The organism is Candidatus Chryseopegocella kryptomonas, assembly GCF_001536065.1.
In the GTDB taxonomy this organism is placed as follows: Bacteria; Bacteroidota; Ignavibacteria; order Kryptoniales; family Kryptoniaceae; genus Kryptonium; species Kryptonium kryptomonas.
Genome location: NZ_CZVW01000004.1, coordinates 13353 through 33817, shown reverse-complemented (window position 1 = coordinate 33817; position 20465 = coordinate 13353). Strand labels below are relative to the sequence as shown.

Genomic DNA, 20465 nt, shown 5'->3' with positions numbered 1-20465 from the left:
AAACAAAAACAAAAATCAAGCCCTGCCATGAGACACACTATATTTCTTGTTATTTTAAGTTTAATCATTGGGGGTTCAATTTCAAAAGCGCAAATTTCAACAGCTCAAATTGAAGGTAGAGTTATTGATAATGAGGGTAAACCACTTTCTGATGTTGAGATTGTGGTTAAAAATGTTGAAACGGGTTTAACACGAGGTGCTATAACTACAAAATCTGGGACATATCATATTCTGGGGTTGCAGCCGGGGAAATATGAGATAACCGCATTACATGTTGGTTATAAGAAGGCTACTACTACGGTTGAGGTTTTAATTGGTCAAACAGGAATTGTTAACTTTACACTTGTGCCCGAAGCCATTGAGCTCGGTGCTGTTGAAGTTGTTGCAACTGCGCCGGTTTTTGAACTTAAACGCACCGATGTTTCTATGCCTGTAAGACGCGAGCAAATAGTTAATTTGCCTCTTGACACGAGAAATGTTATGAATTTAGCAGCGTTAGTTCCCGGGATAAAGTATTATTCGCCAATCGGTGGTAGATCTTTACCCGAAGCCGGTTCGCTGCCTCAACTTAGATTTATTCAACTTTATGTTGACGGTGTTGAGTGGAAAAGCTATTATAACGGGAACATCGTAGGAATTCCACAAACTGGATCACCTCTACCGCAGGAAGCAGTTCAGGAATTCAGAGTTGTATTAAATGCTTTTGATCCCGAATATACAAGAGGGACATCTTATGTGATTTCAGCAGTTACTCAAAGAGGAACAAATGAATTCAAAGCAACAGCTTTTGCCAATTACAGACATAAAAGTTTAAATGCTCGTGGTCCTTTTCAGAGTGTTAAACCTGACTACAACCGCCAGCAACTTGGGTTTGCTCTCTCTGGTCCAATAGTTACGGATAAGTTATTTTTCTTCGCATCCTACGAGTTAAACAATGAGAAAAATTATATTGATGTTGTTCCTGGACGACCTGCATATGCGCCAAATATATGGGATCAATATCGTGGAACTTTTGAATCACCAACTGCAAATCACACAGGTGTTTTAAGATTAACTTATCAACCATCAACTGCTCATACTTTTGATTTGATTTGGGCAACAAGATATATGGACAGCAAATTCTTTTTTGGCGGGACATTTGCTTACACTGCTGGAATTTACGGCAAGTATCATATAAATTCAGTTTTATTAAGAGATACCTGGATAATTTCTTCAAAGGCGATGAATGAACTTACATTGCATTACTTGAGATGGAGACACGATGAACCGTTGATAAAAACTGGACCTGCTTATATTTATCCAAGCATAGCTTTGGGGCGCGGAACTTTCCCAATAAAACTTGCTGAAGATCATTACAGAATAGTGAATAAGTTCACTTATAATTTATCAGATTTTTACGGTGAGCATATTTTTAAAGCGGGGGTTGAGCTTACGAGAACAACTTCTACCCCGTGGTTTCCGTATTATTACTACGGTCAATTTGTTTTTGACACCGATACAAGCACATTGCCAAGAACTGCAACAATTGGCATTGGCTTTACGGATCCTTACACTATGAACGACGCTGAGGGTCACTTGGACGGATGGACAGTTGGTGCCTTCATCCAGGATAAATGGACACCTGTGCCACAATTTACATTGAGCTTTGGCTTAAGATGGGATGCGGATATAAATACATTGAACAACAAATTTAAAGTAAGATGGGCTGATAGCACTGAATTAACAAGTAAAATTCCGCCTGAGTATTTCAATAGGGGTGACAGAGAAAACGATCTTGATAATTTTGCCCCAAGAATTAGTTTCTCTTGGGATATGTTTGGAACTGGAAAAACAATTTTAAGAGGTGGTTATGGGATTTTCTTCGACAGGTTACCTAACTTTATTGCTTATTTTGAGCAACTCTATTCAAAGTGGGGGATATATACTTTTATAAATCCGGGCACAACCGATCCTAATGTTTTGCGTCAAAGAATTTTACAAGGCGAGGGCACGATACGCCCAACGGTTTATTTGCTTCACAAGCGTATGTTAACCCCAGCAGTATATCAATGGTCTATCGGGATAGGACAACAGATAACACCAACCCTTGGTCTTAGTATTGATTATGTCAATAATCACGCTACAGCATTGTATGTGCAAACAAATGCTAACTACTACATTCCAAGCCAAGGCAAAAGAGCTATTTCAAATAGGTATGGAGATATTTATCTCTGGGGAAGTTATGGAAGAGCTTTCTATCATGGATTTTTAACAAACATTTTGTATAAGACAACAAAATTAACAGTGCAGTTATCATATACATTGTCTTGGGCTTATTCTGACTTTGATGGTGTAACTCCACCAGCATATCCGTTTGCCTCAAGCTATAGCAGGCAAAGAAGTAGTGCGGATGAAAGACATAGATTTGTTCTTAATTGGATAATTAACCTGCCATTTGATTTCCAATTCAGTGGGATTGGCATTTTTGCCTCACCAAGACCTTACAATGTTATAGTTGGCATGGACTTGAACGATAACAATTTCTTTGATGATGATTGGCCGAATAATACAAGGGTGAAAACTCTTGATTGGCGTAAAATTAGAAACTGGTATAAGCAAGTTGATATTAGATTGAGCAAAACATTTAACTATAGAGGATTTAAAGTAGCGATCGTTTTTGATGCGTTCAATGTGTTTAATTGGTTTAATGCAGCAAGTTACTTTAATAGAATGTTTGACGCAAGAGGGAATCCACTTTCTAATTTTGGTCAGCCCAATAGCTCCTATGCCCCGAGATATCTCCAGCTTGGTTTTAGATTTTTCTACTTGTAATCTGAACACAAGGGGGATAGTTTAATGCTATCCCCCTTATTCCTCAACAGCAACCGCCGGCTTCTTTTATGCCTTCGTAGAAACTTGCATCTTCAAGCGCCTCTTTTATCATTTCAACAGTTGGAGCACCGTGAAATTTATCACCAATTCTGTAAACTCTGCACATCAAAGCATAATTCCCGCTATCAATGTAATTTGGGTCAACATCAACTCCGTTAACTCTTATCGTGGGGGAACCAGGGAATTTATATCTTTGCGCATCTTCTTCACTTTTTATCTCAATTTCCTCAATCTCATAATGATTTAATCTCACCTTTGAAATTGCCTCCATAAGATTTTTTCGGGCAATTTCGTGATTTGGACAATCGGAAAAATAGAGAAATTGAATTTTGATCATTTTTGTGTCAACCTAATTTTTTTTTAAATTTTTATGCGTTCAATTTTCACAACATACTGCAAAAAAATTTAATTCCTGTTGATGAAAAAAACTAATCTTGTTTTTATCTTTGCTCTTGTTTTCCTCGGTTGCGCAACTCAAGTTCCACCATCGGGTGGTCCACCAGATACAACTCCACCTCAAATAATCAAAACATATCCCGAAAATCGCACAACAAATTTCAAAGATGATTATGTTGAAGTTGAATTCAGCGAGTATGTTGATAAACGCTCGGTTCAGGATGCAATTTACATCTCACCTTATGTTGAAGGCGAAATTAAGTTTAAATGGTCAGGAAGAAAACTTAAACTTATTTTTCCCGAAAAATTAAAAGAAAACAAAACTTATGTCATTACATTTGGGACTGAAATAAGAGATTTAAATGCGGGAAATAAAATGAAAGAATCTTTTGCGCTTGCTTTCTCAACAGGTTCAAAAATTGATTCAGGAAGCATCGGTGGTAAAATTTACGCTTCAAAGGAAAATTTCATGGTGTTTGCTTATTTGATTGACGGAATAAATCCAGACACACTTTCACCACTGCGCACAAAGCCCGATTATGTTACACAAGCGGGGAAAGACGGAAATTTTAAACTTCAATTTTTAAAACTTGGCAAATATAGATTGATTGCTATTAACGATAAATTGCGAAACCTTCTATATAACCCGAATGAAGATGAATACGGTGTTTTCTGGAAAGATGTGGAAATTGACTCTTTGACTCCATCTGTTGAAAATATCATCTTTAAAACAACAATTGAAGACACAAGCAAACCTTTCGTTTCGTCCGTTAATGTGATTGATGCCTCACATATACTTGTTAAGTTTTCGGAGAAGATAATTTTGAGCGAAAAATCTTTCAAACTTGAAAATAGTGCTGGTTCTTTAAACCTTGTGCCACAGATTTATCCGGATAGCACAAGAGTAATTTTGATAATTTTTGATAAACTTCTTAACACTGGTAAATATAAACTTTTCATTTCAAAGGTTTCAGATTTAGCCGGGAATGAAATTGAACCCCAAATTTTTGAACTATCACCCGAGCCACGCAATGAATTTCCGCAGGATACGACCGCACCATCTCTGATTTTTTCAACCCCATCCGATGATGAAACTGAAATTGATTTAAGCGCAAATATAAAACTTCTCTTTGACGATATTTTAAATCCAGGTGTTGGGGCTTCTCTTGTTGATTCATCTGGCGCTGGAACAGAGATAAAAATTGAGCAAAATTTGAATTCGCTTGAAATTAAGCCAGTTGAAAGTTTAAAGGCAAATGAATTGTACACACTAAATGTTTTCAACATTCGCGATGTAAATGGAAATGTTTTTAAAGATACTTTGAAAATAACTTTCAGAACACTTGATCCAGCAAATTTTGGAGCAATTGAAGGAAATGTCGTTTGTGATGATACTGTTTCATCTGTTGTTGTTTCTGCGTTTGAGGTTGGAAAGAAGAAGATTTTTCAAACTAAAACGAAGTGTAATTCAAGGTTTATATTTGAAAAAATTCCACAAGGTAGATATTTGATTGAAGCGTTCATAGATTCAAATGGAAACGGGAAATATGATTATGGTAAAGTTTATCCTTTCATCCCATCGGAGAGATTTAGCGTTTTCCCAGACACTGTCAAGGTCAGAGCAAGGTGGACGACGGAAAATATAAATGTAAAGTTTTAATCAAAAATTATCATGCATTTTAATGAATCCCCGGCGTTTGCAGTCATCATAAATGCATCAAGCGTGTTTTCAATTCTAAATCTGTGTGTTATGAAATTTTCCGCTTTTATGACGCCTTCGCTTATTAATCTCAGGGCTTCTCTTGTATCATCTGGACCAGCGGAATAACTTGGTATAATTGATATTTCGTTGAAGTAAATATCAAATGGCTTAATTTCAAGTTTTGCATCTTCGGGAGTTGGTGTGAAAAGCAAAAGTTTCCCACCTTTTGCGACAAGTTCAAGTCCAAAGTTAATTGCTTCAATCGTTCCAGGACCAACTATCACAATGTCTGCCATATATTGATTTGTAATTTGAGCAATTTTTTCTTTCACATTTTCAGTTTCAAAATTTAACACATAATCAGCACCGTTTTCAATTGCTCTATCAAGTCGGAACTTTACTTTGTCAATGCCAATTACGATTTCAGCGCCGTAAAATTTGGCAAGTTTAACATTTACTTGACCCATAAACCCAAGTCCAAGGGCGACGACATAATCGCCGGGTCTAATCAATGCTTTTTTAAATGCTTTAACGGAACAAGCAACGGGTTCAATCAAAGCCCCATCTTCAAATGAGATGTTATCTGGAAGTTTTAATGTATCGTTTTTCAAATTCACTTCTGGAACTTTAACATATTCAGCAACTCCACCGGGAATTATTTTTGACTTTCTCCATGTTTCACACATTACAAAGTTTCCTCTTTGGCAATATCTGCAACTCATACACGGAGCGTGATGGTGGATGAAAACTCTATCACCAATTTTAAATTCCTTAACATTTTTTCCGATGTCAACGACGATGCCCGAAAGTTCGTGCCCTATGACAAGTGGTGCTTTTTTTCGTATATACCATTTCATTGTATCACTTGAACAAATTCCACTGGCTTTCACTTTTACAAGGATTTCATCATCTGATATACTTGGTATTTCAACTTCTTCAATTCTTATATCGCCGAAATCATATAACTTTGCAACTTTCATATTCAAAGTGAGTTTGTTAAGAGCAAAATTTTTAATAATTTATCAATGCTATCTCTGTTATCAAAATTTAAATTTTCAAGCGAAGATGAACCAAAGAGATTATGTGATTATCGTTGATAGAAAAAACCGAAAAATTGGCGCAATGGATAAATTAATGGCTCATAAAAAAGGAGTTTTACATCGTGCTTTTTCAGTTTTTATTTTTGATTCGGATGGAAATTTAATTTTACAGCGTCGCTCTGAAAATAAATATCATTCACCGCTTCTGTGGAGCAATACTTGTTGCGGGCATCCGAAACCAGAAGAAACTTTTAAATCAGGTGCGTTGAGAAGATTGAAAGAAGAACTTGGGATCAAATGTAAAATTAAAAAGTTCGGGACGATAACTTACAATCTGGAAGTTGGCGATTTAATTGAACACGAATATAATACGCTTTTCTTTGGTTTTTACGATGGTGAGTTTAAACCCGATCCGAATGAAGTTGCGGAGATTAAGAAAGTTAAGTTAAATCCTTTGCTTAAAGATGTTAAGGAAAATCCACAAAATTACACGAAGTGGTTTGTTTTGATTTTGGAGCGGTATTCCAAGGAATTGAAAAAGATAAGTCGTATGAAGAAGTTATAATTTCACGGGTTTATCTCATACTTTATTCCATCACGCACAGCAAGGCGCTCAAACGCTTCTTGAATTTGATTTAATCGGTATTTTCTTGAAACAAGCTCAATTAGTTCTGTTGAATTGTCGCTTAAAAAATTGTAAGCTTTTTTCACATCTTTTGATGTGAAATGGAAAATTCCTTTTATTGTTATTTGATCGTAGTGGATTCTCGTTGCATCAAAATTTACTTTTGTTCCTGCTGGGCAACCACCGAACAAGATAACTTCACCACCTTTTGAGACAAGTTCAACGCTTTTCTCCCATACCTCTGGTTTTCCCGTGCATTCAATTATTGCATTTGGTCCGATGCCAAATGTGATTTCATTTAATTTTTCTTCAAATTCATTTTCAGAAGAATTCAAGATGAAATCAGCACCGAATTTTTTCGCAACCGCAAGACGCTCTGCGTGTTTTCCAGCAACGATTAAGTTGACATTTAAAAGTTTTTTAATTGCCAGAGCAAAAATTAAGCCAATTGCCCCATCACCTATTATCAGGACAAAATCACCATCACGCACATTTAAATTTCTTATCCCATTCATAACGCATGAAGTTGGTTCAAGAAATGCTGACTGTGTGAAGGAAAGATTTTTCGGTTTATGAAACATATTTTTCCCGACAATTCTTGCTGGAACTTTTGCGAATTCGGAGTAAGCCCCAAAGAAGATGCTTTCAAAAAGATTTACGCATAAATTTTCATCGCCACGCTTGCAGTAATAACATTCACCGCAGGATGCAGAGTTTGCAAACATTACTTCATCACCTTCTTTAAAGTTCTTGACACCATGCCCAACCTTGTAAATTATTCCCGAGCATTCGTGTCCGAAAAGCATCGGGAAGTTAAACTTGGGATGCCCACGCAGATACATTTTAAGATCAGTCCCACAAGTTAGAGCGGATTGAACTTTTATAACGACTTCGCCATCAGATGGCTCTGGAATTTCAACATCTTTGAGCTCAATCGTTTTAAAGTTTGTCAAAAATGCGCTTAACATTTTTTCAACTTAATTTTTTTGCAAGTAAAAGAGCAGGTTTATATCTTTCGGATAAAAGCTCTTCCCTTGCGAGATTTAGAAAGTTGAAAACATTTTTCAATCCGATTTGTTCAGCAAGTTCAAATGGTCCTGCTGGAAACTTAACGAGTCGGAATGCAAGATTTATGTCGTCTTCAAGAGCAAGATTTTCCATCAAAGCGTAATATGCTTCGTTTATAATCATTGATACTGTCAAAGCGACAACAATTTTTTGTGAATCGTTGAGGTTATCTTTTTGGCTCAAAATTTTTTTGCAGATTGTATCCGCAAGATTTAAGAATTTTTTGCTGAATTTGTAATTTATTTTCTCTCTTTTGAAAAAATCTTGAAGTTTTTTCTCTTTCCCAACATAGTAATAAAATCCTGAATTCGTTTTCCTTCCGAGAAGACCCGCTTCAACAAGTTTCGTTTGAAAAGCCACAGGTCTGAACCTTTCTTCAAAATTAAATCTTTCATAGATTGATCTTGAAACAATATAATTCACATCAACTCCGACATAATCAATCACTTCAAAGGGACCCATTTCAAGTCCGAAAAGTTTAAAAGCAGAATCAATTTCTTCAATTCCCGCAAGTCCAATTTCATAAGCTCTCAGCGGTTCAAGATAAAAATGCCGTGAAATTCTATTGACGATAAAGCCAGGGGAATCTTTCACAACTATTGGAGAATGACCAATGCTTTTGAGGAAGCTAACGGTTTTTTCAACTGTATCATCGGATGTGTGCTGCGCTTTTACAACTTCAACAAGTTTTAAAACATACGGTGGATTGAAAAAGTGCGTTCCGATGACTCTGTATGGATTTTCCGTAACGGATGCGATCTTTGTAACTGATAGAGAAGATGTGTTCGTTGCAAGTATAGTCGTAGGATTGCATCTATCATCAAGTTCGTGAAAAATTTTTCTTTTAACTTCAATATCTTCAATCACTGCTTCAAAAACTATGTCTGCGCTTATGAAATGTTTTAACTTCGTGGTTGGGTGAATCTTGGTGAGAATGCCTTGAAGTTGCTCTTTCTTAATTGTTCCAAGTTCAAGCGCTCTTTGAAGGTGTCTTTTGATGTTTTCAAGAGCATTTTGCAATGTTTCGTTTGATATGTCAAAAAGAATAACATCATAACCTGCTTGAGCCATAACTTGCGCTATTCCGCTTCCCATTCTTCCTGCTCCGACTACGCCGATTGTGTTCATTTCTCAAAAGTGATTTTGTTTTTAAAAGAAACTTCCATCCGAAACTTTGTATCTTCTTATTGATTCAATTGTTGCGGATTCAAATTTTTCATCTGGATTTGAAACTTTTATCTTTATCTTTGCAATTTTTACCTCAGCCTGTTCTGAACCCTCAAACTTAACATTTATCTCAACATCATATCCGCCGATCTTCGTTTCTATTTTGTCCGTTTTTCTTTCAGCTTTTATAAAACTTTTTCTGTTAAGCATTTCCCACGCTAAGACAAGTGTTTTCTCAAGATTTTCAATTTTTCCTGCGTTTGAAATTTTTATTTCAAAACTTGCTTCGTCAATTTCTGAATAGCCGGTTGATTTAATTATCACTTCATTTGTCGTGTCTCTTTTAATTGAAACCCTGTAAAAGATTTTCGCTTCGCCGGGATAAAAACTTCTGCTGTCAAACGATTTTCTCTTTTTAACTTTTGGTGCAAGTTCAACCGCTCTTTCAAGTCCTTCTCTTGCAAATTTAATTGCTTCTTTTATTCCGGAAAATGTTTCAGAATTCAAAAATGTTAACAACACAAGGACATATTTAATCAGCGATTGAAGATTCATATTCTTCTTTAAATTTTTTAACTGCGTTGAAAATTGTTCTTGCTATTTCCCATTGTTTTGTTTCGCTACGAAGATATTTTTCATCCTGTGGATTTGAAAGATAGGCGGTTTCAATCAAGACGCTTGGCATTGATGCTCCAACGAGAACATAAAAACCAGCTTGACTTACTCCATTTACTCTTATGTTCAAAGAATTTTTCGCTTCGTTATTCAAAATTTCCGCAAATCTTTCGCTGTTTTTGACATAAACATTATGAGCCATTGCGGTTAAAATGTAACTTTCATCTGTTAAGTGTTTGTATCTTTCTTCATAGTTTTCTTCAAGTTTTATCACTGCGTTTTCTCTTTCTGCGATTCTGATGGCATCTTCAGTTTTCCCGGGGCGGAGGATATAAACTTCAAATCCGCTTGCGGGGTGCGGTTTATAAGGCATAGAATTGCAGTGAATACTTATGAAAAGTTTACCATTGTTTGAATTTGCAATTTGACCTCTTTTATACAGTTCAACGAATTCATCTTCGTCTCTTGTCATTACAACTTTGACATCAAGTTTTTCAATCAATGTTTTCAATTTTTTTGCGATTGCAAGCGTTATATCTTTTTCCTGCGTTCCATAAACTCCGATTGCTCCGGGGTCTTTGCCACCATGCCCGGGGTCAATTACGACAACATCAATTAAAAATTTCTTTTTTACATTTTCAAGGTTTGAGCGTGCTTCGTTCGTGTAAAGCGCTACGAGTATGTCATCTGTCTCTTTGTCAACGATGACTTCATAATGTTTTATTTTCGGGATGAGTTTAAAAGATAGTTGAACTGAGCTACCGTATGGTATTATTTCAATTTTGCTTACGAGATTCGGTGCGGATAATTTTTTTATTTTTGAGATGTCAATTTTTGCGTTTGCAATTGTTATATAAAGCCAGTTGTTTTGTCCAAGCCATATTTCATAATCTTTGATTTTTCTTGCGGTTCTGATTCTCAAAAGATAGCCATTGCTTCTTCTGTCAATGGCAATATCATAAACATCAAAGGCAGGGAAAGCGGGTTCAATTGACTTTGGAGCAGGGATTGAAGCAATGATTAAATTATTTTTTTCGTCAAAATTGAACTCATTTTGAAAATAACGTTTGAAAATTTCCGAAAAATACTTAACAGGGACGAAAATTTTTCCTGCGCCCGAGACGACCTCAACGGGGAGCTGAATGATTTTTGTTTCGTTTTCAGATGAAATGACTATAAACGGATTTTCGGAAACAAGTTTGAAGGTGTTGTCTGAAATTTTGAATTGAATAAAACCGTTTACAGTGTCAGCTGTATATTCAACTTTTAAAAGATTCAGCAAATCAGGAAGAGAAATGTAAAGAGTTCTTGCTTCACGAAAGGCAGGGATGAGCTCAACTTTGTCGTTTATTTTTACTTTGAAGACATCGGATTTTGAAATTTCAATCGCAATGAAAAACAACAAAATATATTTGAGAAATTTTCGCATCAAGTTGAGCTCAAAATTTTTTTAAAATTCAACCTTTGTTTTCCCTGCATCAACTTCTTTTATGAATTTGATCAAACCTTTGAAGTAAGTTTCTTGGTCGTCATACATACACATATGGCTTCCGTTTGGGCAGAAAAGATAACTTCCGTTTTGCACCTGCGTTGACATCCATTTCATATGTTCTGGGTCCATCGTGTCATATTTTGCTCCGATGATGAGAGTTGGGACTTTGATTTTATTTAAATCTTTTGACCTATCCCATTTTTCAAGTCGTCCCGAGATTCCAAATTCACTTGGTCCCTGCATTAAGACATAAATTTTTTCATTTGTATGTTTAAAAGCTCTAACGACAGGGTCAGGCCATTCTTCAACAGGCATTCTTAAAACATGTTTGACATAGTAATGTTTCAAGAGCAAGTCTATATATTTTGGATTTTTGTAATCACCTTTTGCTTCAAATTCTCGTATTTGTTTTAAGACATCTGGCGGTATGTCTTTTGATAAAACCTCATCTGCATATTTATCGTATTCGGGACAGCTTGACATCATATTTGAGATGATCAATGCTTTAAGATTGTCTTGATATTTGAGCGCATATTCCATTGCTAAAATTCCGCCCCAGGAATGACCGAGCAGATAGAAGTTATCTTTGTTGAGCCCAAGAGCTTTTCTCACTTGTTCAAGTTCTTCAACGAATCTTTCCGTTACCCAGAGTGAGCTATCATCGGGTTGATCTGAATACCACGAGCCGAGCTGGTCGTAGTAGATAAATTCTATTCCTTCCTGTGGGAGGAAACTTTCGGCGCATTCCCAGTATTCGTGTGTTGAGCCAGGTCCGCCGTGCAAAAACAAAAGTTTAATTCTCGGATTATTTCCAAATCTTTTCGTCCAGACCTTGAAAGTTCCCCTTGGCGTTTCTATTGAAATTAACTTTATTCCGCCCGTTTTCACTCCTTTTTCTTCGCTCTTAAAATAATCTTTAAGTGAAGGCGTCTTTCCCTCCTTTGAGCAAGAGGTTAAAAGAATTGACATTCCGAAAAGCAACGGAATAAATCTAATCATTGCAAAACCTCAATTAGTTTTTTGATAATTTACCAAATCTTATGTCAAGTGTCAAGATTTTTGGACTTTTGAGAAACTGGCATCTGGATAGGGCGGTTGTTGGATCTTGGTTTGTTTTGCTTTTAAAAATTGATTTTTAAAGCAGTTGTTCGTAACTTTAAAACGAAAAATTTAAACTTTGTTGAACTATGGAACAGCGAATTCTTAGCCAAATTGAGGAGTTTCTGGAGGAAATAGATAAATCTTTGAGAGAGGAACTATCTTCAAATTTTTCTTCAATCAAGCGTGAAGATATTGAAAAGATCCACGAAATTTTGATAAAATACATTCACAAGGTAATTGAACTTGCCAAGAAAGGTCGCTCGGTTCACGAGAGAGTTTTGCATTCAATAATTCAAAATTATTCCGATGCAGTCATAGCTCTTGACAACGATTATAAAATTTTTTTCTGGAACAAGGGCGCTGAAAGGATTTTTGGTTATACGGCGGAGGAAATGCTTGGTAAGACAGTTGACCCAATCATACCGCAAGAGTTAAGAGAGAAGGGAGAACTTGAGTGGTTGTTTGAGGAGACATTGAGACGTGGATATATTGAGAATTATGAGACGGAAAGAATCACAAAGGACGGAAGGAGAATAATTGTTAATCTATCGCGAAGTTTGATAAAAGATGAAAGTGGCGAAATTCTTGGGAGCATTGCAATTGTTAAGGATGTGACGAAAGTTAAAGAGCTTGAAAAGCAAATTCAACATTCTGACAAACTTGCTTTGATAGGTCAGATTGCAGCTGGAATTGCTCATGAGATTGGGACGCCGTTAAATGTGATCTCTGGGAATGCTGAGTACATTATGATGGAGATGGGTGAAGATAATCCTTACAAGGAGGAGCTTGAGACGATAATTTCGCAGGCGGAGAGAATAGCAAATCTTATAAAACAGCTTCTTGAATTTGCCAGACCGAGAAAACCAAATTACAAGAAGGTTGATGTTAATAAGGAGATTGCTCATGTTGTTGAGCTTTTGAGACATCAATTTGAGAAATCAAATATAAAGTTGAATTTAAAATTTAGCGACGATCTTCCTTATATCTGGGCTGATTGTTCGCAGATTCATCAAGTTTTTTTGAACATAATTGTGAATGCAATTCAAGCGATAAATGAAAACGGGTTGATAGAGATTGAGACATTTGCGAGGGATGGATATGTGAATATAAAATTCAAAGACAACGGTGTTGGAATTTTGCCTGAACATCTTGATAAAATTTTTGAGCCGTTTTTTACGACGAAAGAAGCTGGAAAAGGAACAGGGCTTGGGCTTGCTGTGAGCAAAAGAATTACGGATGAGCATCGTGGTAAAATAGAGGTTGAAAGCACGCCTGGAAAGGGAACAGTTTTCACTGTTAAATTCCCAACATACACAACAAAGGAGGATGAGCAAGATGATGGAGGAGAACCTGGGAGCACATAGCATCAAAATTTTAGTTGTTGATGATGATGTCAAAATGCTTGAGCTTTTGAAGAAGGTTTTAACAAAGCGAGGATACATTGTTGAGACATCGCCAAGACCGAAGGAAGCACTTGAAAAATTTTCCAGCGATGGTTTTGATATAGTTGTGACGGATATAAATATGCCTGAAATAAATGGGCTTGAGATTTTAAAGCAGGTGAAATCAACTGCACCTGACACAATCGTAATTATGATCACTGCGTTTGCAACCGTTAGTTCAGCAGTTGAATCAATGAAGCTCGGAGCATATGATTACATCATAAAGCCGTTTAATATGGAGGAATTCATTTTGATAATTGAACGAGCAGCGGAAAGAATTTCACTTAAAAAAGAGCTTGAATTTTTACTAAGAGAAGTTCAACAGAAATACTCTTTTGGAAATATCATCGGAAAAAGTCCGCAGATGCAAAAAGTTTTTCAACTGATAAAGCAAGTTGCGAACACAAATAGCAATGTAATAATTTATGGGAAGAGCGGGACAGGTAAAGAGCTTGTTGCAAAAGCAATTCATTACAACAGCCCGCGCAGAGATAAACCTTTCGTTGCTGTAAATTGTAGCGCAATTCCCGAAAGTTTGCTTGAATCAGAACTTTTCGGTCACGAAAAAGGAGCATTCACGGGAGCTGTAAGCTCAAGAAAAGGACTTTTTGAAGAAGCAAACGGTGGGACGATATTTCTTGATGAAGTTGGTGATATGTCTTTGGCGATGCAAGCAAAACTTTTAAGAGTTCTTGAAGATAAAGAGATAAGAGCGGTTGGAAGCGATAAACCTAAAAAAGTTGATGTTCGTGTTATAGCAGCTACGCATAAAGACCTTGAAAAAGCAGTTAAAGAAGGAACATTTCGCGAGGATTTGTTTTATCGTTTGAATGTCATACCGATTTATCTTCCAGAGTTAAGGGAAAGGGTTGAGGATATACCGCTTCTTGTTGAGTATTTTTTGAAGAAATATGGCGAAGAAGCGGGAAGACCGAATATAAAAATATCTCGTGAGGCGCTTGCCTGTTTGATGAAGTATTCTTGGCCTGGGAATGTGAGAGAACTTGAAAATTTAATTGAACGACTTGTGGTTTTATCAACAAGTGATGAAATCAAAGTTGATGATTTGCCACCTCATATAAGAGTTTGCAAAGCTGAAAACATCGTTGAAGAGCTTACACTTGGTGAAAAGATAACGCTTGAAGAGCTTGAAAAAAGATATATTTTGAAAGTTTTAAGAGAAACCGGATGGCACAAATCAAACGCAGCAAAAATTCTCGGGATTGACAGAAGAACGCTTTACAGGAAAATAGAAGAATATAAACTTGAAGAACCTGAAAACACGGTTGAAGATGATGAATCCGAAGGCGCTGATTGATAAGCTGATAACTTACGGTAGGATGATAAAATTTTCTCACACTCTTTTTGCTCTTCCATTTGCACTTTCAAGCGTTGTCTTTGCTTCACTTCATTACAGAGTTACAGCCGAAAAATTGTTTTGGATTCTTGTTGCAATGGTTGGGGCACGAAGTTCAGCAATGGGGTTTAATAGAGTTGTTGATAAAAAATTTGATGCGTTAAACCCAAGAACAAAGAACAGGGAACTTCCATCTGGAAAGATAACGACATTTGAAGCCATTGTTTTTATAATTTTTTTCTCTGCTCTTTTCGTTTACGCATCGTATAAACTTAACAAACTTTGCTTTTATCTTTCGCCTGTGGCACTTGCTGTGGTTTTCTTTTATTCATTTACCAAAAGATTTACATGGTTTTCACATCTTTTTCTTGGGGTTTCTCTCGGGCTTGCTCCTGTCGGGGCATGGCTTGCAATAGCAGGAAGATTTGATTTAGCTCCAATTGTTCTCGGGTTTGCAGTTTTGACTTGGATTTCCGCTTCAGATATAATCTATGCGTGTCAGGATTATGAGTTTGACCTAAAACATGGTCTTTATTCAATACCTCAAAAATTCGGGATTGAAAAAGCTTTAAAAATTTCATCTACAATTCATCTCTTAACATTTCTGTCTTTCGTCGCTTTAAAATATATCCTAAATCTTGGGACAATTTACACGATTGGATTGATCTTGATAGGCGTTCTTTTGATTTACCAGCACAAGATCGTTTCAGCGAATGATCTCTCAAAAGTTAATTTTGCCTTCAACAATATAAACAGTTTGGTGAGCACGGGATATTTTGTCTTCGTCTCGCTTGAAGTTATGTTTTAATCCTTGTTTGTTTCGTTCTCGGGTTTTTGTCTGGCTTTCTTTTTTATCATTTTGATCTCTTTGGACTCGTAAACTTCACCTTTGAATTCTCTTTTTAATGCCACAACGCCAGTCCTTGCAAGTTCAACGATTCCATAAGGTGCGAGCATGTTTATCATCGCTGTTATTTTGTCGCTTTTGCCCGTGACTTCAACAGTCAAAGTCGTCGGCCCTATATCAACAACTTTTGCTCTGAAAATGTCTGAAATTTCAATTACATCGCTTCTTGTGTAGGGATTAACCTTAACCTTTATCAAAGCAAGTTCTCTTTCAACGAACGGTTCGTTTGTTAAGTCAACGACTTTTAAAATGTCAATTAACTTGTTAAGTTGCTTTATTATTTGCTCAATCTGATCATCGTCTCCATTTGTTACAATCGTCATTCTTGATATGCTTGGGTCTTCCGTTGGTCCAACGGATATGCTTTCAATGTTATAACCTTTTGCGCTAAAAAGTCCAGCGATCCTCGTCAGAACTCCGAATTTATTTTCAACAAGTATTGAAATTGTATGTTTCATCTTCCCTCCAAAATTTTTTTAATGTTCAATCATATCTTTCACCGAGCCACCTATTGGAATGTGCGGGAATACATTTTCTTCATAAATGGTCTTGAACTCAATTAAAACAGGTTTATCTCTCAAAGCAAGCGCTTTTTTCAATGTTGATTCAACATCTGAGGTCAATTCAACTCTAAAACTTTGAATTCCATAAGCATCGGCAATTTTGATGAAATCAGGACAAGATTTGTCAATTAAAATCTCATTGAAAAATTTTCTCCAGCGAAGTTCTTGCCATTGTCTTGTTATATCAATGTGACCATCGTTGAAGATTAAAATTTTCACTGGAAGATTGTATGCTGAAATTGTTGCAAGTTCCTGTATGTTCATTTGAAATCCTCTGTTTCCATTTAGAGATATAACGGGTCTATCTTTTACAGCCATTGCGACTCCGATTGAAGCGGGAAGAGAAAATCCCATCGTCCCTAAACCACCACTTGTTATATGAGTTCTGGGGTAAAGGAATTTAAAAAATTGTGCCGTCCACATTTGAAATTGTCCTACATCCGTAACGATGACCGCATTTCCGCCAGTTAATTCACGGAGTTTTTCAATCACATATTGAACACGAATTTCTCTTCCGTTTTCATACTTTAATGGATGTTCTTCTTTCCACTTTTTGATTTGTTTGAGCCATTCTTCCGTATTCAAATTTTTTACAAGTGGGATTAATTTTTTAAGCGCATCTTTTACATCGCCGACGATGGGGACATCAACTTTGATGTTTTTGCTGATTGAAGCAGGATCAATATCAATGTGAATTTTCTTTGCATTCGGAGCAAATTTATTCACATCACCCGTAACTCTATCATCAAGTCGTGAACCAATTGCGATGACGCAATCAGATTCATTCACCGCAAAATTAGCATACCAAGTTCCGTGCATCCCAAGCATTCCCAGAGAAAGAGGATCATCTTCTGGATAAACTCCCTGCGCCATCAATGTCGTCGTCACGGGTGAATTTATCTTCCTTGCAAATTCTCTTAATTCAGCAAATGCATTGCTTGCTATGACACCACCGCCGGCGATTATAACAGGTTTTGATGAATTGTTAATTATTTCAGCAGCACGTTTTATTTGACCTGAATGAGCGGAATAAACAGGATTATAACCGCGGAGATTTACTTTTTCTGGATATTCAAATGTAAATTTTTCGGACAATATGTCTCTTGGTAAGTCAACGAGAACGGGTCCAGGTCTTCCTGTTTTCGCAATATAAAAGGCTGATTTTATAGTTGTCGTAAGTTCGCTTATTTTTGTGACGAGAAAATTATGCTTTGTTATAGGTCTTGTTATACCGACGATGTCAACTTCTTGAAATGTTTCATTCCCAATTAATTTCGTCGGAACTTGTGCTGTGAAGATTACGAGAGGAACTGAATCCATGTTTGCATCTGCAATTCCTGTGACGAGATTTGATGCGCTTGGACCAGATGAAGCGATCACAACGCCGGGTTTTCCACTTGCCCTTGCGTATCCGCTCGCTGATAAAACCGCTCCAGATTCATGTCTTGCAAAGACGATTTTTATCTTTGCTTCGGATGAATCGCTACCTGCAATGTCAATTAAAGCGTCAAATATCCCTAAAACTGCATTTCCGGGGCAACCAAAGACAACTTCAACATTTTCTTCAATTAGCGAACGGATGAAAATTTCAATCCCTGTTAAATTTTTTCCGTAAAATTCTTTGTTAGGATTAACCTTTGTGGATTTTTCCATTTTTTTATGAAATTAATTTTTGATTATCCACAGAGAACAGAGCCACCATTTACGCTAATCGTTGCTCCAGTTATCCAGTTTGCAAGTTCAGATGCAAGAAAGAGAACAGGTCCTGCTATTTCTTCTGGACCAGGAATTCTGCCAAGCGGTATTGTGCTTTTGACCTGTTCAACGAAATTTGGATCTTTGAAAACTTCTGCGCACATATCTGTATTGACCCAGCCGGGGGCGACGCAATTTACAAGTATATTGTATTTCGCAAGTTCAACCGCAAGCGATTTTGTAAAAGCAATTATCGCTCCCTTTGAAGCTGCATAATGAGAATGAAATGCTTCTCCACGCTGTCCAGCGGTTGATGAAATGTTTATTATCCTTCCCCAACCTTGTTTTTTCATTATCGGGACAACTTCGTTTGTAAAAAGATAAACGCTTTTTAAATTTACATCCATTGTCTCATCCCAAACCTCCTCTGGCATCTCTCCAATTGCTCCATATGTCCAGATACCGGCGTTATTTACAAGGACATCAATTCTTCCAAAATAATCCATAACTTCTTTCACCATTCTCTTCACATCTTCGGATTTGCCAACATTTCCTTTTACCGCTATGGCTTTTCTGCCAAGCCTTTGAATTTCTTCAAGCGTGGATTTTGCTGCGTTTTCATTAACATGATATGTGATTGCGACATCCGCATTTGCTTTTGCAAATAAAATTGCTGTTGCTCTGCCAATTCCTCTTGAACCACCTGTAATGAGAGCAACACGACCTTGAAGATTTATCATAGTCCCTTTTTGATTTTAAGATAAAAAATCACTCAACAATTGTCAAGTTAAATTCCCCGTATTTGTCAGGATGGTATATGAGTATTGAAAATTTCAATCACTTTATCAGCAAGCTTCTCAAAGTCGGTGCTTTCATCAACATCAAGCCAGATTATTCGCTTATCCTGTCTGAACCAGGTCAATTGCCTTTTTGCGTATCTTCTTGAATTTCGCTTTATTAGGTAAATCATTTGCTCGTATGAAATCAAGCCGTCAAGATAGTCAAAGACCTCTTTATATCCGACGGTTTGAAGTGAATTTAAATTTTTGTCAAATCCAAGTTCTCTCAATTTTTTCACTTCTTCAATTAAACCATCCTTTATCATTTTATCAACCCTTTCCTCAATTCGTTTGTAAAGTTTTTTTCTGTCCCAGTTTAGACCGATTTGAATTGTTTTGAAATTTATCTCGGGTTTTATTTCCTTTTGCATCTGCGAGATTGGTTTGCCCGTGATGTAATAAACTTCCAACGCTCTTATTATTCTTTTTAAATTGTTCGGGTGTATTTTCTCCGCTGACACTGGATCAACCTTCTTCAACTCCTCATAAATTGCTTCTTTCCCAAGTTGGCTTGCTTTTCGGTAAAGCATCTCTCTTAATTCCCAGTCCGCACCCGGTCCTTCAAAAAATCCATCAATCAACGACTTAACATAAAGTCCTGAACCACCAACGATTATCGGAATTTTTCCTCTTGAAAAAATATCTTCAATTATTTCTCTACCTTTTTCACCAAATATACCAGCGTTAAATTCTTCATTCGGGTCAAGTTCATCAATGAAGTAATGTTTTACCTTTTGGCGTTCTTCAAGTGTGGGTTTGGCAGTTCCTATGTCCATATATCTGTAAATTTGCCGTGAATCGGCGGAGATAATTTCTCCATTTATCTTTTCAGCAACTATCAAGGATAGTTTCGTCTTCCCCGATGCAGTTGGTCCAACTATCGCAAGTGCTTTTCTTTCCATAGTTTAATTTCATTTGCCATTGTTTCTTGATGTATTTTCACTCCATCCCTCTTTCCCAATGAGCGGGACAAATTTAAAGCCAAACTTTTTCTTTATGCTAAGTTTATTCTCGTCAATTTTTTTCACGATGTAAAGTTCTTGAACATCAAGGTCTCCAATCGGTATGACGAGACGCCCTCCGACTTTGAGTTGTTTTACGAGTGATTTTGGAAGTTTAGGCGCAGCTGCTGTGACAATTATCCCATCATAAGGTGCGAATTCGCTCCAGCCAATTGAGCCATCTCCAACTGTGCCGATGACTTTATATCCAAGTTTTGAAAGTGTCTCAAGCGCTGTCTTTAAAAGTTCTTCATATCTTTCAATTGTAAAAACTTGAGCGCCCATTTCCGCAAGTATCGCTGCTTGATAACCTGAACCAGTTCCAACTTCAAGAATTTTATCTCCTGGCTTTACTTCAAGAGCTTCCGTCATATAGGCAACGGTGTATGGCTGTGAAATTGTTTGAGAGCAACCAATCGGGAGCGCAGAATCATCATAAGCATAGTGAATAAATGCTTCGGGGACGAAAAGATGTCTTGGAACTTTTTCCATTGCACGCAGGACGTTTTCGTCTTTTATCCCACGCCTTCTCAAAAGTTCAACCATCGCCTTTCTTTCTTCCTCAAATCTTCCCAAATTCACTT

Annotated in this window: 18 protein-coding genes; 6 read left to right on the top strand and 12 right to left on the bottom strand. The window is 36.8% G+C overall.

What is annotated here, in order from left to right; all coding sequences use genetic code 11:
* Positions 1 to 27 precede the first annotated feature (27 nt).
* Positions 28 to 2811 (top strand): TonB-dependent receptor, encoded by a 2784-nt coding sequence (locus tag AWW83_RS02280; protein WP_143713862.1) that lies wholly within the window; start codon positions 28 to 30, stop codon positions 2809 to 2811.
* 43 nt (positions 2812 to 2854) lie between these two features.
* Here the strand turns inward: AWW83_RS02280 and AWW83_RS02275 are convergent, their stop codons facing one another.
* Positions 2855 to 3208: a DF family (seleno)protein gene (locus AWW83_RS02275; RefSeq protein WP_092347829.1), complete on the bottom strand. Its 354-nt coding sequence runs from the start codon at positions 3206 to 3208 to the stop codon at positions 2855 to 2857.
* 81 nt (positions 3209 to 3289) lie between these two features.
* Here AWW83_RS02275 and AWW83_RS02270 point away from each other — a divergent pair, with 81 nt between their 5' ends.
* Positions 3290 to 4927 carry an Ig-like domain-containing domain gene (locus tag AWW83_RS02270; RefSeq protein ID WP_092347826.1) on the top strand — a complete coding sequence of 546 codons (1638 nt, stop codon included), beginning with the start codon at positions 3290 to 3292 and terminating at the stop codon, positions 4925 to 4927.
* On the opposite strand, the gene AWW83_RS02265 is transcribed toward AWW83_RS02270, so the two are convergent.
* Positions 4924 to 5949 (bottom strand): alcohol dehydrogenase catalytic domain-containing protein, encoded by a 1026-nt coding sequence (locus AWW83_RS02265; protein WP_092347822.1) that lies wholly within the window; start codon positions 5947 to 5949, stop codon positions 4924 to 4926. The genes AWW83_RS02270 and AWW83_RS02265 overlap by 4 nt on opposite strands.
* An 85-nt stretch (positions 5950 to 6034) precedes the next feature.
* Between AWW83_RS02265 and idi the strand changes: the two genes are divergently transcribed.
* Complete coding sequence (gene idi / locus AWW83_RS02260; protein ID WP_092347819.1) at positions 6035 to 6574, top strand: isopentenyl-diphosphate Delta-isomerase; 540 nt, start codon at positions 6035 to 6037, stop codon at positions 6572 to 6574.
* Positions 6575 to 6576: 2 nt separating this feature from the next.
* Here idi and AWW83_RS02255 read toward each other — a convergent pair whose 3' ends face one another.
* Genes AWW83_RS02255 through AWW83_RS02235 form a run of 5 tightly spaced genes read right to left on the bottom strand, consistent with a single transcriptional unit; the run spans position 6577 to position 11975 of the window.
* Entirely contained in the window at positions 6577 to 7602 is a 1026-nt protein-coding gene (locus tag AWW83_RS02255) for an alcohol dehydrogenase catalytic domain-containing protein (RefSeq protein ID WP_092347816.1), read from the bottom strand.
* Positions 7603 to 7606: 4 nt separating this feature from the next.
* Positions 7607 to 8830 (bottom strand): 3-hydroxyacyl-CoA dehydrogenase, encoded by a 1224-nt coding sequence (locus AWW83_RS02250; protein WP_092347814.1) that lies wholly within the window; start codon positions 8828 to 8830, stop codon positions 7607 to 7609.
* 21 nt (positions 8831 to 8851) lie between these two features.
* The gene (locus AWW83_RS02245) at positions 8852 to 9424 is read right to left on the bottom strand and encodes a hypothetical protein (RefSeq protein ID WP_092347811.1); all 573 of its coding nucleotides are present in this window, start codon (positions 9422 to 9424) and stop codon (positions 8852 to 8854) included.
* Positions 9402 to 10913, bottom strand: a complete 1512-nt coding sequence (locus AWW83_RS02240; RefSeq protein ID WP_092347808.1) for an N-acetylmuramoyl-L-alanine amidase family protein — start codon at positions 10911 to 10913, stop codon at positions 9402 to 9404. The genes AWW83_RS02245 and AWW83_RS02240 overlap by 23 nt, the downstream gene beginning before the upstream one ends.
* A gap of 21 nt (positions 10914 to 10934) precedes the next feature.
* On the bottom strand, positions 10935 to 11975 hold the full coding sequence (locus tag AWW83_RS02235) for a proline iminopeptidase-family hydrolase (protein WP_092347805.1): 1041 nt from the start codon (positions 11973 to 11975) through the stop codon (positions 10935 to 10937).
* A gap of 188 nt (positions 11976 to 12163) precedes the next feature.
* On the opposite strand from AWW83_RS02235, the gene AWW83_RS02230 reads away from it, so the two are divergent.
* The 3 genes from AWW83_RS02230 to AWW83_RS02220 are packed head-to-tail and all read left to right on the top strand — an operon-like array spanning position 12164 to position 15684.
* A complete protein-coding gene (locus tag AWW83_RS02230; RefSeq protein ID WP_092347801.1) occupies positions 12164 to 13441 on the top strand; it encodes a two-component system sensor histidine kinase NtrB in 1278 nt (425 codons plus the stop codon).
* The gene (locus tag AWW83_RS02225) at positions 13413 to 14837 is read left to right on the top strand and encodes a sigma-54-dependent transcriptional regulator (RefSeq protein ID WP_234697227.1); all 1425 of its coding nucleotides are present in this window, start codon (positions 13413 to 13415) and stop codon (positions 14835 to 14837) included. The genes AWW83_RS02230 and AWW83_RS02225 overlap by 29 nt, the downstream gene beginning before the upstream one ends.
* Positions 14812 to 15684 carry a UbiA-like polyprenyltransferase gene (locus tag AWW83_RS02220; RefSeq protein ID WP_234697226.1) on the top strand — a complete coding sequence of 291 codons (873 nt, stop codon included), beginning with the start codon at positions 14812 to 14814 and terminating at the stop codon, positions 15682 to 15684. Before AWW83_RS02225 ends, AWW83_RS02220 begins: the two co-directional genes overlap by 26 nt.
* Here the strand turns inward: AWW83_RS02220 and ilvN are convergent.
* From ilvN to AWW83_RS02195, 5 genes are all read right to left on the bottom strand, one after another.
* Complete coding sequence (ilvN, locus tag AWW83_RS02215; protein ID WP_092347791.1) at positions 15681 to 16241, bottom strand: acetolactate synthase small subunit; 561 nt, start codon at positions 16239 to 16241, stop codon at positions 15681 to 15683. The genes AWW83_RS02220 and ilvN overlap by 4 nt on opposite strands.
* Positions 16242 to 16259: 18 nt before the next feature.
* Entirely contained in the window at positions 16260 to 17999 is a 1740-nt protein-coding gene (gene ilvB, locus AWW83_RS02210) for a biosynthetic-type acetolactate synthase large subunit (protein ID WP_092347788.1), read from the bottom strand.
* A gap of 23 nt (positions 18000 to 18022) precedes the next feature.
* The gene (locus tag AWW83_RS02205) at positions 18023 to 18781 is read right to left on the bottom strand and encodes an SDR family NAD(P)-dependent oxidoreductase (RefSeq protein WP_200753985.1); all 759 of its coding nucleotides are present in this window, start codon (positions 18779 to 18781) and stop codon (positions 18023 to 18025) included.
* Positions 18782 to 18846: 65 nt separating this feature from the next.
* On the bottom strand, positions 18847 to 19782 hold the full coding sequence (gene miaA / locus AWW83_RS02200) for a tRNA (adenosine(37)-N6)-dimethylallyltransferase MiaA (protein ID WP_092347785.1): 936 nt from the start codon (positions 19780 to 19782) through the stop codon (positions 18847 to 18849).
* A 9-nt stretch (positions 19783 to 19791) separates the two neighbouring features.
* Complete coding sequence (locus AWW83_RS02195) at positions 19792 to 20463, bottom strand: protein-L-isoaspartate(D-aspartate) O-methyltransferase (RefSeq protein WP_320409420.1); 672 nt, start codon at positions 20461 to 20463, stop codon at positions 19792 to 19794.
* Between the last annotated feature and the right edge of the window lie 2 nt (positions 20464 to 20465).

Excerpts from the sequence above, each read along its gene's own strand:
- AWW83_RS02250 (WP_092347814.1), bottom strand. The coding sequence starts at position 8,830 with ATGAACACAATCGGCGTAGTCGGAGCAGGAAGAATGGGAAGCGGAATA.
- AWW83_RS02265 (WP_092347822.1), bottom strand. The coding sequence starts at position 5,949 with ATGAAAGTTGCAAAGTTATATGATTTCGGCGATATAAGAATTGAAGAA.
- AWW83_RS02280 (WP_143713862.1), top strand. The coding sequence starts at position 28 with ATGAGACACACTATATTTCTTGTTATTTTAAGTTTAATCATTGGGGGT.
- AWW83_RS02205 (WP_200753985.1), bottom strand. The coding sequence starts at position 18,781 with ATGATAAATCTTCAAGGTCGTGTTGCTCTCATTACAGGTGGTTCAAGA.
- AWW83_RS02220 (WP_234697226.1), top strand. The coding sequence starts at position 14,812 with ATGATGAATCCGAAGGCGCTGATTGATAAGCTGATAACTTACGGTAGG.
- AWW83_RS02245 (WP_092347811.1), bottom strand. The coding sequence starts at position 9,424 with ATGAATCTTCAATCGCTGATTAAATATGTCCTTGTGTTGTTAACATTT.
- AWW83_RS02225 (WP_234697227.1), top strand. The coding sequence starts at position 13,413 with ATGATGGAGGAGAACCTGGGAGCACATAGCATCAAAATTTTAGTTGTT.
- ilvN (WP_092347791.1), bottom strand. The coding sequence starts at position 16,241 with ATGAAACATACAATTTCAATACTTGTTGAAAATAAATTCGGAGTTCTG.
- idi (WP_092347819.1), top strand. The coding sequence starts at position 6,035 with ATGAACCAAAGAGATTATGTGATTATCGTTGATAGAAAAAACCGAAAA.
- miaA (WP_092347785.1), bottom strand. The coding sequence starts at position 19,782 with ATGGAAAGAAAAGCACTTGCGATAGTTGGACCAACTGCATCGGGGAAG.
- AWW83_RS02275 (WP_092347829.1), bottom strand. The coding sequence starts at position 3,208 with ATGATCAAAATTCAATTTCTCTATTTTTCCGATTGTCCAAATCACGAA.
- AWW83_RS02230 (WP_092347801.1), top strand. The coding sequence starts at position 12,164 with ATGGAACAGCGAATTCTTAGCCAAATTGAGGAGTTTCTGGAGGAAATA.
- AWW83_RS02240 (WP_092347808.1), bottom strand. The coding sequence starts at position 10,913 with ATGCGAAAATTTCTCAAATATATTTTGTTGTTTTTCATTGCGATTGAA.
- ilvB (WP_092347788.1), bottom strand. The coding sequence starts at position 17,999 with ATGGAAAAATCCACAAAGGTTAATCCTAACAAAGAATTTTACGGAAAA.
- AWW83_RS02255 (WP_092347816.1), bottom strand. The coding sequence starts at position 7,602 with ATGTTAAGCGCATTTTTGACAAACTTTAAAACGATTGAGCTCAAAGAT.
- AWW83_RS02235 (WP_092347805.1), bottom strand. The coding sequence starts at position 11,975 with ATGATTAGATTTATTCCGTTGCTTTTCGGAATGTCAATTCTTTTAACC.
- AWW83_RS02270 (WP_092347826.1), top strand. The coding sequence starts at position 3,290 with ATGAAAAAAACTAATCTTGTTTTTATCTTTGCTCTTGTTTTCCTCGGT.